At 36.5% G+C, this 13,320-nt stretch carries 9 protein-coding genes; 8 read left to right on the forward strand and 1 reads right to left on the reverse strand.

Going from position 1 to position 13,320, the window contains the following annotated elements; translation table 11 throughout:
- Positions 1-213: 213 nt before the first annotated feature.
- Complete coding sequence (locus tag EG814_RS19355; protein WP_125723525.1) at positions 214-1,263, reverse strand: NAD(P)H-dependent flavin oxidoreductase; 1,050 nt, start codon at positions 1,261-1,263, stop codon at positions 214-216.
- A gap of 221 nt (positions 1,264-1,484) precedes the next feature.
- Between EG814_RS19355 and EG814_RS19360 the strand changes: the two genes are divergently transcribed.
- The 8 genes from EG814_RS19360 to EG814_RS19395 all read left to right on the forward strand — a co-directional run bounded on the left by EG814_RS19360 (position 1,485) and on the right by EG814_RS19395 (position 13,048).
- Positions 1,485-2,318 (forward strand): universal stress protein, encoded by an 834-nt coding sequence (locus EG814_RS19360; RefSeq protein ID WP_125723526.1) that lies wholly within the window; start codon positions 1,485-1,487, stop codon positions 2,316-2,318.
- A 599-nt stretch (positions 2,319-2,917) separates the two neighbouring features.
- A complete protein-coding gene (locus EG814_RS19365) occupies positions 2,918-3,964 on the forward strand; it encodes a beta-ketoacyl-ACP synthase III (RefSeq protein ID WP_125723527.1) in 1,047 nt (348 codons plus the stop codon).
- Between the two features lie 37 nt (positions 3,965-4,001).
- Positions 4,002-5,096, forward strand: a complete 1,095-nt coding sequence (locus tag EG814_RS19370) for a sensor histidine kinase (RefSeq protein ID WP_125723528.1) — start codon at positions 4,002-4,004, stop codon at positions 5,094-5,096.
- Positions 5,097-5,101: 5 nt separating this feature from the next.
- Positions 5,102-5,857 carry a LytR/AlgR family response regulator transcription factor gene (locus EG814_RS19375; protein WP_125723529.1) on the forward strand — a complete coding sequence of 252 codons (756 nt, stop codon included), beginning with the start codon at positions 5,102-5,104 and terminating at the stop codon, positions 5,855-5,857.
- Between the two features lie 600 nt (positions 5,858-6,457).
- A complete protein-coding gene (locus EG814_RS19380) occupies positions 6,458-7,588 on the forward strand; it encodes an efflux RND transporter periplasmic adaptor subunit (RefSeq protein ID WP_125723530.1) in 1,131 nt (376 codons plus the stop codon).
- 27 nt (positions 7,589-7,615) lie between these two features.
- Positions 7,616-10,771, forward strand: coding sequence for an efflux RND transporter permease subunit (locus EG814_RS19385; RefSeq protein ID WP_125723531.1), 3,156 nt, complete (start codon positions 7,616-7,618; stop codon positions 10,769-10,771).
- A gap of 2 nt (positions 10,772-10,773) precedes the next feature.
- Complete coding sequence (locus tag EG814_RS19390) at positions 10,774-12,183, forward strand: efflux transporter outer membrane subunit (RefSeq protein WP_125723532.1); 1,410 nt, start codon at positions 10,774-10,776, stop codon at positions 12,181-12,183.
- A gap of 82 nt (positions 12,184-12,265) precedes the next feature.
- Positions 12,266-13,048 (forward strand): hypothetical protein, encoded by a 783-nt coding sequence (locus tag EG814_RS19395; RefSeq protein WP_125723533.1) that lies wholly within the window; start codon positions 12,266-12,268, stop codon positions 13,046-13,048.
- Positions 13,049-13,320 lie beyond the last annotated feature (272 nt).

Consider the following 13,320-nt stretch of genomic DNA (forward strand, 5'->3'; position numbering starts at 1 on the left):
CAGATCTACGCAGATTATTATAAAAATCCTTTTAGATCTGCCTAAATCTGCAGAATCTGCGTGAAACAAACTTTGCGACTTCGTGACTTTGCGAGCATTTCAGCCAGCTTTACCCAAAGCTTTGCGAACTTAAAATGTGTTCATAGTATATAAAAAAAACCTTCGCGCTCTTTGCGTTAAAAAAAAGCTTTGCGTTAAAACACACAATGCAGGCTACAGCCCAGCAATCAAAGCCTGCATCAAATCACTGGCTTTATGGTGTTTTAGCGTACTAGTATTTTGTCCCGACCATAAACAAATCAAATCGGTTCTTCCCTGTGCTAGAGCGGCGTTTTTTAAAGGTGCTATAAATTTGGTCTGAAGCGGAAAAGGAAGCACTTCGGTTTCAAAAGGAACAGCATCAGATATTTTATTGGTGATCATTCGTCCCATTCTGCCTGTCAGTGATTTGGAAACGGTTGTTGAAAGATTCGGATGATCAAAAATCATTTTTTTATGAACAGGAGTGGCACCAGATTCATCGGTTACCATAAAAGCGGTTCCTAATTGTACGGCATCGGCACCGAGAGCCATGGCGGAAGCAATTCCTTTTGCGTCAATAATTCCACCTGCGGCAATTATAGGTGTTTTGGTTTTCGCTTTTAATTGCTGAACCAGCGTGAATAAACCCGTAAAAGAATCTTGCGCTGGTTTTAAAAATGAAGGTCTATGTCCGCCCGCTTCAAATCCGGCAGCGATAATAGCATCAACTTCGGCATCTTCAAGAGCAAGTGCTTCTTCAAGAGTTGTTGCTGCACCAATGGTTTTTATACCTAATTTTCGACTTTCTTGCAGAATTTCTTTAGACGGAATTCCGAAAATAAAACTGAAAACAGCGGGTTTAAGTTCGAACAAAACTTCGACCTGTTTTTCAAATTTAGAAGCTATATCAGAAGATAAATCAGGAAGCGGAATCTTTAATTCATCAAAATAAGGTTTATAAAGCTGTTTTATTTTTTCCAGTTTTTCAGCAGGATAATTTACGAGGCTTTTATCGACATCATTCACCCATAAATTGATATTGTAAGGTTTAGAAGTCGCCAGTTTAATTTCTTTTCCTGCTTCGCGAATTTCATCAGGAGTTAGCGTATAAGCTCCATAACTCCCTAATCCGCCTGCGTTGCTAACAGCAGCCAAGAGAGCGGCAGTCGAAAAACCACCTCCCATGGGGCCTTGTAATATTGGGTATTCAATACCTAGTAATTGTGTTATTTTAGTTTTCATGCCTGAACTTGTTTGTAGTAGAAAAGTAAAATTACTAAATATTTAAAGAGATTATCTTTTAATTATTTGTATCGTTTTTAAAGTAAGAAACAAAAAAAGAAAGCCTGTTTTTTCAGGAATGAAATTTTACGGTTGAGTCGTAAAAAATGATTATTCGGTTATATAAAAAAAGATAGAAGCCTTTATTTAAAGAATTTTGCATAAAGCTTAATTACTATTTTATGAATTCACCTCTTACTATAATCGCCGCAACTAATTTTTCTGCCATTGCCAATAATGCCGTTGCTTATGCTGCCGGACTTGCAAAAGCTACGGGTGCAAAATTGGTTTTATTTAATTCATTTTCGCTGAGTGTGCACAGTGCCAACTCACATATTACCGCAGATGCAATGCAGAAACAAATTGACAAAGCAATTTCTAGACTGGAAAATTTAGCCAAAGAATTGGCAGATTTGTTTCAAATTGAAACGTCAGCAATCTGCACGTATTCTTTTTTAGAAGATGAGCTTCCGAGAATTATAAAAGAAACAAATGCTGATGTTGTGGTTATGGGAATGGCAGAACGTTCTTTTGAGCAGGAATTATTAGGAAATTCGACTACTTCTGCAATTAAAAACCTTCATATTCCAGTTTTGGCGGTTCCAGAAAATGCTCGTTTCCTGAATATAAAAAAGGTTTTATACGCTTGCGACAGTCTAAGTTTTTCGGCTATCAAAAAATTCAGCTGGATTAAAAATACATTAGGAGATTTTGATGCTGAGATTGAGTTTTTCAGCGTAGACGACAAGCTAGACGATTTGAAAGAAGAACAGCATAGAGTTTTAATGAATTCTAATATTGAAAAAGAATTTGAAGATGTTAAATATTTGTATAAAACAGTAAGATCGAATGCTGTAATTAACGAAATTAGGAAAGAAATCAAAAATTATGAAGCTGATCTATTAATTATGGTGCCTCAAAAATATGGTTTTTGGGATTCTCTAGTACACAGAAGCAAGACTAGGATTTTAGCAACAGGTCTAGATATCCCTTTATTGTCGTTTCCGAATTATTAAAGATTAATTTGATTTAAAAAATAATCATATAAAAATTGGGTGCTTTTTTTGAATAAATAGTATCAAAATAAAGTTTAACAGATTTATTTTTGATTTTATCAATTCGATAATTTTTAGAGTCTATTGCCGAGTATCAAAATTATATCTTAATGTTTCTGTCATTTTTGTTAATTATTCTTAATTATCTACTTGTTTCAGATATTTTTAAATTAATTTTGTGGCACTCTAAAAACGAAATGCAGATCGCTTTTTATCAGTTAAACAAAAGCTATAATAGAAAATTTTGTACAGACTAAAACAGCATTATATAACTTTAAAAGTAGAATAAACTAAGATTTATACCGAGTAATACCGAGAGAACGCTTTGTGTAGGTTTTTGATTTATTTTAATTGGATTTTGTATAATATTTTTAGCCTGTTCAGTTTTTGAAAAAATAATATTTTCTCATAAAATTAATGATCAGTAGGATTTAATCCGCTTTTGAAGGAATGAAAATTTGCTTTTCCCACCAGATCTAAATGAACTGTAAAAAAGCAAAAAAATAAGTATTTAAGCATGAGGTTCTAAGAGTAGAAAGCTTAAAAAAAACAAAAACAAAATGGGAGCAGTAATTACAGCTATAGGTGGTTTCGTGCCATCATCAATCCTGACCAATAAAGAGATTTCAGAAACAGTTGATACATCTGAAGAATGGATCATAAAAAGAACTGGAATTAGAGAACGTAGAATTGCAGACGACGATACAGCAACATCTGATCTTGCCGCTGCTGCGATTGAAAATCTTGTCGAAAATTATAATGTAGATCGTGGCGAAATTGAAGCTTTGCTTGTAGCAACAGCAACTCCAGATCACATTTTAGCCCCAACAGCAAGTATTGTCTGCGATAAAAGCGGACTTACAAATGCTTTTGGAATTGACATGAATGCAGCTTGCAGCGGATTTTTGTATGCGCTGGAAATGGGAGCAAACATGATAGAAAGCGGACGCTACAAAAAATTAATTATCGTTGGAGCAGATAAAATGAGCTCTATCGTAGATTATGAAGACCGTAATACTTGTATTCTTTTCGGAGACGGAGCAGGAGCGGTTTTATTAGAAAAATCAGAATCTGACGCTGGTTTAATGAAAACGATTCTAAAAACTGACGGAAGTGGTGTTTCTTCTCTAGCTGTTCCAGCGGGAGGTTCTAGAAATCCAACGTCTATGCAGAGCCTTTTGCACAGAACACATTATTTAAAACAAGACGGAGCTTTTGTATTTAAAAAAGCAGTTTCTGCCATGAGCCAAGTTTCGCAAGATGCGTTGATAAAAAATGAATTAGAAGCTAGCGAAATTGACTGGGTAGTGCCACATCAGGCTAATTTAAGAATTATTAATGCTGTTGGCGAAAGTTTAAATATTGATTCTGATAAAGTTAAAGTAAATATCGACCGTTACGGAAACACAACTTCTGCAACAGTTCCGTTATGTTTATGGGACTTCAAGGACGATTTCAAAGAAGGACAGAATGTATTGATCACTACTTTTGGTGCCGGATTTTCTTGGGGTGCAACGTGCTTGAAATGGGGCGTTATGCGTGAGAAAAATCCAGTTGCCACAATAAAAGCAGACAACAAACAAGAAGGTGTTCTGGTAGAACATTAAAAATAGGATTTTTTAATTTTTACAGTCGAGGGAATTAATGGGTAGAAAGAACCAAAATAAAAAATCGGGCAAGAATTTTTTCTATAAATATTATAGAGTTATTGTAATTCCGGCTGTTTTTTTGGTGTATTTTTCTTCGTATTATTGGCTAAATCCTTATCGAACTTTTGATGAAAAGGATTTAATTGATATCGATCAGACCTTTGATATTTTCATCATTTTAGTGTATTGCGCCATCTTAACCGAGCTTACACTTTTTATAGGCAGAAAACTTAATTATTATATTAGTTGGGAGCAAAATCCGGTATTTAGAGCAATAGCGCAGTTTATTTGCCTAATTGCCGGAAACAGTCTCTTAAATCTTATCTTTTCTAGTGTTTGGGATTATTTTTATCCGTGTACAGCACTAGAAGAAAATGATTTGGTTACCATTTGGCAGTCTAAAATTATGGCTGCAATAATTTCTCTTTTAATGAGCGCCATTCATACTGGAATATTTTTATTGAACAGATGGCGAATTAATGCCGAGGAAACGGCAGAATTAAAAATAAAAGCCTCAGAACTTCAAGAATCCGTAACAAGATCAAAACTAGAGTCTTTAAAAATGCAGTTAGATCCGCATTTTGTATTCAATAATTTTAGTACGCTCACAGAACTGATTTATGAGGACCAGAAGGAAGCAGCTTCGTTTCTTGAAAATATAACGAGAGTATATCGTTATATGATTTCGAACTCCAATAAAGATACGATTACGGTAAAAGAAGAAATCGAATTCTTGAATGCGTATTTTTATTTATTGAAGAAAAGATTGGGCGATAAAATCGATTTGAAAATTGAGATCGATTCTCCTTCTTTAGCGCTTCATTTACCTCCATTAACGTTGCAGTTATTGGTAGAAAATGCCGTAAAACACAATATGGCAACTTTAGCCAATCCGCTTACGATTTCTGTTTTTTCAGATTCTGGAGATATTATTGTTCGAAATAACTTGCAGCGAACAGCTGGAAAAAGTCTGGTTTCTACCGGAATTGGAAATAAAAATATTGAATTTCGCTATAAAATTTTATCTGAAAGAATGCCGATTTTTAGTGAATCAAACGACTATTACGAAGTACGTCTGCCATTAATTTAAGAGTTATGAAAATTTTAATTGTAGAAGATGAAAGCATTAACGCCAGCCGATTAAAAAGGCTGTTAGAAGAGCTGGAACCCAATTGTGAAATCGTCGCGATTATTGATACTGTCGTAGATACAGTGGCTTGGCTGAACTCCAATCCGTGTCCTGATTTAATTACAATGGATATCCGTTTAGCGGACGGACTAAGCTTTTCTATTTTTGATGAAATAAATATCACTTGCCCTGTAATTTTTACTACCGCTTACGACGAATATGCCATTCGTGCTTTCAAAGTAAACAGCATCGATTATTTGATGAAACCCATCGAAAAAACCGAATTGGAGTTTGCTTTAACAAAATTCAAATCTTTAAACAAAAACGAAACTAGCGTTACCAATATTACTGGAATTCTAAAAGAACTTATTCAAAAACCAGTATTCAGAATGCGCTTTTTAGTAACGTATCGTGACGGCTATAAAAGTGTAGACGTTTCTGATATCGACTTTATTTATTCTGAATTTAAAACCAGTAATTTATTTTTGAAATCGGGTGTAATTATCTCGATTCCGCAAACCATGGAAGAATTGGAACAAGAACTCGATCCGAATATCTTTTTCCGTGCCAACCGCCAGTTTTTCATTCGTGCAGAAAGTATCAAATCTATTGCGAACTACTTCAACGCAAAACTAAAAATCCAATTAAAACTCGATCCCGAACGCGAGGTAATCATCAGTAGGGAAAAAACGCCTTTCTTTAAACAGTGGATGGATCGATAGTTTTTTAAGCTTCTAAGGTTCTGAGGTGCTAAGATGCTAAGTTTTTTTCGCCACGACTCGAACGATAGTGACAGGCGAAGCAATTCACGAATTTTATTTTGCACGCGAAGCTTTTTTGCCACAAATTCCACAAATTTTCGCTAATTTTTTCCTGTATTTACTCTCATTTTTGTCATTTCGACGGAGGAGAAATCTCTACAAGTAGCTCCGCAATCTATACCCAATCTTTGTAGAATTTCTAGCGGAGATTTCTCCTCCGTCGAAATGACAAACGTTGTGTTTTACCATTCTGACTGATAAAATTCGAGAAATTATTCGTCAGCAATTTTAACGCAAAGCATTAATTAGCGAAAATTCGTGAATTGCTTCGCCTGTCACTATCGTTCTAGTCGTGGCGAAAAAAAAACTTAGCGTTTTAGTGCCTTCGTGGCAAAAACAAAAACCTTAGCCCCTTAGCATCTCAGTACCTTAGAGCCTTAAAAAAAAACTCCGTTTCAGTATCAAAAAATGCCGTTTGGGTAACTTTCTCCCATAAAAATGCCGTTTTACGCTGTTATTTTGCTGCCAAATTCCACATATTCATTTAAAATGAAAAGTAAAATGACAAAACAATTTTTTAAAAATAATAAAGCAATTGGCAGAATTGCAATTTTATTGATAACCCTTTCCCTTTCTTCATGCGGAAAAAGTGGAGAAGGACAAATGGCTCCTCCAAAGCCAGAAGTAGACTTCTTGCAGACGAGTTCTGTAACAGGAGAAGTAGAAAAAAAATATCCAGGAACAGTAGAAGGTACCGTAAACGTTGATATAAAAGCTCAAGTATCTGGTTACTTAGAAGCGATATATGTAAAAGAAGGAGATTATGTTACCAAAGGACAATCTCTTTTTAAAATTAAAGGCGATGTCTACGCCGAACAAGTAAACAACAGCCGTGCAGCTTATAAAAGCGCTTTGGCGAATCAGGCAAATGCTAAATTGGAAGTAGAGAAAATCAAGCCTTTGGTTGAAGGAAAAGTATTTTCGGACATGCAGTTAAAAACCGCACAAGCCAATTACGAAGCAGCAACTGCACAAGTAGCACAGGCTAAAGCCGCTTTGGGATCATCTCAGATTAATGCCGATTTCTCTTTGATTAAAGCTCCTGTAAGCGGCTACATTAGCCGTATTCCAAACCGTATCGGAAATTTAGTTACGCCAACAGACGCTGTTCCGTTGACGGTTTTATCTGAAATCAATAATGTGTTTGTTTATTTTTCATTGACAGAAGCAGATTATTTAGCTTTTTCTAAAGATGCCAAAAACAATCAGACCGTAAGTTTAATTATGGCTGATGACAGCGAGTACGAGCACAAAGGAAAACTAGAAGTTGCCAGTGGAAATATTGATCGCGCTACAGGAACAATCGCATTAAAAGCCATTTTCCCAAATCCGAAAAAGCAATTGCGTGCGGGAGGTTCTGCAAGAATTGTATTGAACAAAAGTTTATCGTCTGTTATTACAGTTCCGATGGCGAGCGTAAAAGATATCCAAGATAAATTCTTTGTTTTTGTTTTAAAAGGAAACAAAGTAGCTATGGTGCCAATCGAAATCGCGGGTAGTGCTGGAGTAGATTATTTTGTAAAATCTGGATTGAAACCGGGCGATAAAGTTGCGCTAAATTCTATCGATGTACTTTACGATGGTATGGAAGTAGTTCCAAAAACCGCTGCTAAAAACACAAGCAGCAAATAATTTTTCATTAAATAAAATAACATTTCCATGTTAAAGAAAATAATAGACAGGCCAGTATTGGCCACAGTTATCTCTATTGTACTGGTGATACTGGGGATTATAGGTCTTACCCGATTATCTGTAACGCGATTCCCAGATATTTCGCCGCCAACAGTTATGGTAAGCGGTTCGTATCCTGGAGGAAACAGTGAAACTGTAATTCGTTCGGTAGTAACGCCTTTAGAAGAGCAGATTAACGGAGTGGAGAACATGCAGTACATTAAATCGACTGCGAGTAACGACGGAACATTTTCGATCAACGTCATTTTTAAACAAGGAGTAGATCCAGATCAAGCTGCGGTAAACGTTCAGAACAGAGTACAGCAAGCCACTCCAAAACTGCCACAAGAAGTAATCCGTATGGGATTAACGACTTCTAAACAGCAAAACAGTATGATTGTTATTTTCAACTTATATACAGATGATAATAGCAAATACGATGAATTGTTCTTGCAGAATTATGCGAATATCAACTTAGTTCCCCAAATGAAACGTGTTCCAGGAGTTGGACAGGTTCAGATTTTCGGACAAAAAGATTATTCGATGCGTGTCTGGTTAGATCCGCGTAAAATGGCGAATGCAGGTTTAGTGCCTTCAGATGTTACTCAGGCTATTGCAGAACAAAGTTTAGAATCGGCTCCAGGTAAATTGGGAGAAGAATCTACTGCGGCTTTAGAATATGTAATTCGTTACAAAGGAAAAAAGAACAAACCAGAGCAATATGAAAATATTGTCGTTAAAAACGTTGGTAGCAATGTTCTAAGATTGAAAGATGTTGCACGAGTAGAATTTGGTTCTATTTCGTACAGTGGAGATAACAAATCGAATAGTAAAAATGCCGTTACAATGGCTATTTTACAGACATCGGGTTCAAACGCCAACGACATCGAAATCGGAATCAACAAAGAAGTAGAACGATTGTCTAAATCTTTTCCTCCAGGTATTAAATACGTAAACGTAATGAGTACCAAAGATAGATTGGACGAAGCGACAGGACAAGTAAAATCGACTTTGCTTGAAGCTTTTATTCTGGTATTTATTGTAGTATTTATTTTCCTTCAGGACATTCGCTCGACGATAATTCCGGCTATTGCGGTTCCGGTAGCGATTGTAGGAACGTTTTTCTTCCTTTTGGTTTTCGGATTTACGATTAATATCCTAACGCTTTTTGCTTTGGTATTAGCGATCGGAATTGTCGTCGATGACGCGATTGTCGTTGTCGAAGCCGTTCACAGTAAAATGGAAGAAGATTCAGAGATTTCAGCAAAAGATGCGACACACGGCGCAATGGCAGAAATTACAGGAGCAGTAATTTCGATTACTCTGGTGATGTCGGCGGTATTTATTCCTATCGGATTCATGACGGGATCTTCGGGAATTTTCTATAAACAATTTGCTTATACATTGGCCATTGCGATTATCATTTCTGCTGTAAATGCCTTGACGCTTACGCCTGCATTATGTGCGCTTTTGCTAAAGAATCACGGAGCAAAACATGGTGATCAAGAACATAAAACGAGTTTTAAAGAGCGTTTCTTCGTTGGTTTCAATAGCAGTTTTGACAACTTAACAGGAAGGTATATTAAAGGCGTTCGTTTCTTAATTGGAAGAAAATGGATTGCTGCCGGATTAGTTGCAGGAATTACGGCAATTGCAGTTTACATGATGATGTCTACACCAAAAAGTTTCGTTCCTCTAGAAGATGATGGTTTCATGGTATACAGTTTATCGATGCCACCAGGAACAGCTCTTGATCGAACTACTGCTGTAATTTCGAAATTAGAAAAAGAATTGGCTCCTATAGAAGCTATCGATGTAAATACCAGTATTACGGGATTCAACATCTTGAGCAACAGTGCCAGTCCTGCTTACGGATTAGGTTTTATAAAACTGAAGCCTAAAAAAGACAGAGGAGCTGTAAAAGATATTGAAGAAATCATGAACATCGTAAACGGAAAACTGGCTAAAATTAAAGAAGGTCAGATTATGGTTTTCAGAATGCCTCCAGTTGAAGGATTTGGGGTAACGAGTGGTGCTGAAATTGTATTGCAAGACAGAATGGCAAGAAGTCCGGAAACGTTAAAAGCAATGTCTGATAAAGTTATTGGTCAGATTATGCAGCAGCCAGGAGTGCAATATGCGTATACAACTTTTAGAGCCGATTATCCACAATTGGAATTGGAAGTTGATGAAGATAAAGCGCGCCAAATGGGTGTAAACATCAAAGAACTGTTAGGAAATATTCAAACCTATTTTGCAGGAGATCAATCAGCTGACTTTTCAAGATTTGGTAAGTTTTACCGTGTAAACGTAAAAGCGGATGGAATTTTTAGAATGGATGAAGATGCATTTAACGAAATTTTCGTGCGAAATGCAGATATGCAGATGGTTCCAGTAAAATCAATCGTGAAATTCCACAAAGTTTACGGTCCAGAATCGGTGAATCGTTATAACCTTTATAATTCGGTAAGTATTACAGCAATGGCATTGCCAGGCTATAGTAACGGTCAGATTATGGATAATCTGGAGCAAGTTTTAGACAAACTTCCGTCTGATTACAGTTACGAATGGACAGGTTTAAGTTTGGAAGAAAAAGCAGGAGGTAGCCAAACCGTTGCCATTTTCGGATTGTGTTTATTGTTTGTATTCTTCTTATTGGCAGCACAATACGAAAGTTATTTACTGCCGCTTGCCGTATTGCTTTCTATTCCAACAGGAATTTTAGGCGCTTTTGCCGGAATCAAAGCGGTTGGTTTAGACAACAATATTTATGTTCAGGTCGGATTAATCATGCTGGTCGGACTTCTAGCGAAAAATGCCATTTTGATCGTAGAATTTGCTCTACAAAGACGTCTTGCCGGATTAACGATTATGGAAGCAGCAATTGAAGGATCGAGATCAAGGTTGCGACCAATTATCATGACCTCGCTGGCTTTTATTGTAGGTATGATTCCGCTGATGTTTGCTTCTGGAGGAACAGCCGTTGGAAACCGATCTATCAGTGTAAGTGCCGCAGTAGGAATGTTTAGCGGTGTTATTCTAGGAATTTTTGTGATTCCGTTGCTTTTCATTGTATTCCAATATTTACAGGAAAAAGTATCCAGAAAAAAGATTCCAGCTCAAGTTCAAACGATAAAAGAATAAGAATGAAAAGTATATATAAAATCGGAATGGTTTTACTTACGGGCGCGATTATGACATCGTGCGTGGTAGGGAAAAAATATTCTCGTGAAGATTTAAATGCTCCAGAAAAATACCGCGAAGAAGTCGCGGTTACTGGAGACACGGTTTTGCTTCCGTGGAAAAACTATTATAAAGATCCTTTACTGGTTGCTTTGATAGAAAAAGCTTTAGTCAAAAACAATGAAGTGATCATTGCCATGAAAAGCATGGAACAGCTCGATCTCAGCTATAAACAAGCCAAATTATCGTTATTACCCACACTAGATTTCGATGCTGGAGCGAGCCGTTCTTATCCATCTAAAAATTCCCTAAACGGGTCTTTGAGCCAGCAGTTTATTGGTAAAGATTATATGGACGATTACAGTGCCAATCTTCGACTTTCTTGGGAAGTTGACATTTGGGGAAAAGCAGCGATGCAGAAAAGAGACGCTAAAGCAGCTTATTTTGCTCAAAAAGAAAATCTTTCGGCATTGAAAACCCGAATTATTGTGCAAGTGGCGCAAGCGTATTACAATCTTTTAGGTTTAGATGAACAGCTGAAAATTGCTGAGAAAAACATCGAATTAAGTACAAATACTTTGAATATGATGCAATTGCAATACAATTCGGGTTCAATTAGTTCTTTGGCTGTAAACCAGACAGAAGCGCAGAAAAAAACAGCTGAATTGCTAGTGCCTTTAGCGAAAGCTAATATTGCGGTTCAAGAAAATGCTTTGCAGATTTTATGCGGAGAATATCCAGATAAGATCGAAAGAGCTGGGAATATAGATGCTGCAGAAGTTTCAGTTGTTTTACCATCTGGAATTCCAGTTTCACTTTTAAGTCGAAGACCAGATGTTAAAGCTAGCGAATATGCGGTTATGTCTGCTGCTGCGAAAACGGGATTGGCAAAAGCGACCATGTATCCGACACTAAGCTTGAGTCCTTCAGTTGGGTTAAACTCATTTGAATTTGAAAAGTGGTTTGATTTTCCAGGATCGATAACCAAAACGATTGCTGCCAATTTAGCACAGCCAATCTTTAGAAAAAAAGCGTTGCGAACGGCTTATGAAGTTGCTGTTTTAGAACAGGAAAAAGCGGCTGTACAGTTTAAACAGTCTTTTATCACCGCAGTTGGAGAAGTAAACGATGCCATGTCTCGATTAAAATATGCTGACGAACGTATCATTTTAGCAAAAGATAAAGCTGCATCGTTGGACAAAGCAACTTCAGATGCTGGTTTGCTTTACAAAAGCGGAATGGCAAATTATCTGGAAGTAATTGCGGCTCAGAACAGTTCGCTGCAAAACGAATTGGATTTGGTAACCATAAAACTCGAAAAACTGAATGCAGCAATTAACCTGTATCGTGCTTTAGGAGGCGGAGTAGAGTAGTCTTTATTTTTTTTATAATTCACCGTTTCTGTAAGCAATTATGGAAATGGTGAATTTTCTTTTGATTTGAATTGACTGATTTATGGACAAAATTATTTTTACCCGATCAGAACTTTATAACTTGGTTTGGAAATTTCCAATTCCGCAAATTGCAAAACATTATGAAATTTCCAGTATGGGAATCAAAAATGCGTGCGAAAGAATGAATATTCCGCTTCCTAAAAGCAGACATTGGATTGGTCCAGTATACAAAAGAAAAAGTGTTCCGCAGTTACCACTTGATTTTAAGGGGAATAATGAAATCGCTATTTTGAAAAAGGCGTACGAAATGCAGCTGCGAGTTCCTGCTAAATCTACACCTTTGTTGGATTTAGCGCAAAGTATAAAAAACGATAAAAATGCGCCCTTAGTCGTTAGCGAAAAGCTTGAAAATCCGCATTCAATTATTGCAGCAACACAGAAATATTGGGAAAGAAAAGTTTCCAATGCAAATATGGAAGAAGACAAATTTCAGATTTTGGATTTAAATGTTTCTAAAGAAAACGTAGATCGTGCTTTGCGGTTTATGAATGCTTTTATTCAGCTGATTGAATATCGCGGACATGAATTCAAAAAAGATCTTGACGGTTTGGAAACAGTTATTTGTAAAAACGGAATCGAAATTAAAGTTGATTTAAGAGAAGCCCAGAAACGACTAACTAAAAATGGTTTAAGAGAAACTTATGGCTACGTTTTTACAGGCGATTTTATTTTTAGAATTTCAAGCGGATCGAATAAAAAAGAATGGCGCGACGGAAAGATTATTCTAGAAAATAATCTCGCGTTAATCATGGCGAAAATAGAATTAATGGCCGAAGAAGATTAATTCGTGAATGAAATTATTAATAGAAGCCGTAGTAGGATAATCCACAAAAGGAGCACAATATAAATTATAATTTGGGGTTCATTATAAAGAATCCGAAGGATTCAAATGTCTATAGCGTATAATTTGAAGTTTGCTATAAAGAATCCGGAGGATTCAAATATTTATAGCACATAATTCTTGCCGCCTATATGTGACCCCGAAGGGGTCATACTCACGCTCTAGAATGAAATTCTATAAACATTTGAATCCTTCGGATTCTTTACTTTAGAAAA

Origin of the sequence: Flavobacterium ustbae, from assembly GCF_003946915.1 — a bacterium.
In the GTDB taxonomy this organism is placed as follows: domain Bacteria; phylum Bacteroidota; class Bacteroidia; order Flavobacteriales; family Flavobacteriaceae; genus Flavobacterium; species Flavobacterium ustbae.

Coding starts and splice junctions, on each gene's coding strand:
- EG814_RS19355 (WP_125723525.1), bottom strand. CDS start 1,263: ATGAAAACTAAAATAACACAATTACTAGGTATTGAATACCCAATATTA.
- EG814_RS19360 (WP_125723526.1), top strand. CDS start 1,485: ATGAATTCACCTCTTACTATAATCGCCGCAACTAATTTTTCTGCCATT.
- EG814_RS19365 (WP_125723527.1), top strand. CDS start 2,918: ATGGGAGCAGTAATTACAGCTATAGGTGGTTTCGTGCCATCATCAATC.
- EG814_RS19370 (WP_125723528.1), top strand. CDS start 4,002: ATGGGTAGAAAGAACCAAAATAAAAAATCGGGCAAGAATTTTTTCTAT.
- EG814_RS19375 (WP_125723529.1), top strand. CDS start 5,102: ATGAAAATTTTAATTGTAGAAGATGAAAGCATTAACGCCAGCCGATTA.
- EG814_RS19380 (WP_125723530.1), top strand. CDS start 6,458: ATGACAAAACAATTTTTTAAAAATAATAAAGCAATTGGCAGAATTGCA.
- EG814_RS19385 (WP_125723531.1), top strand. CDS start 7,616: ATGTTAAAGAAAATAATAGACAGGCCAGTATTGGCCACAGTTATCTCT.
- EG814_RS19390 (WP_125723532.1), top strand. CDS start 10,774: ATGAAAAGTATATATAAAATCGGAATGGTTTTACTTACGGGCGCGATT.
- EG814_RS19395 (WP_125723533.1), top strand. CDS start 12,266: ATGGACAAAATTATTTTTACCCGATCAGAACTTTATAACTTGGTTTGG.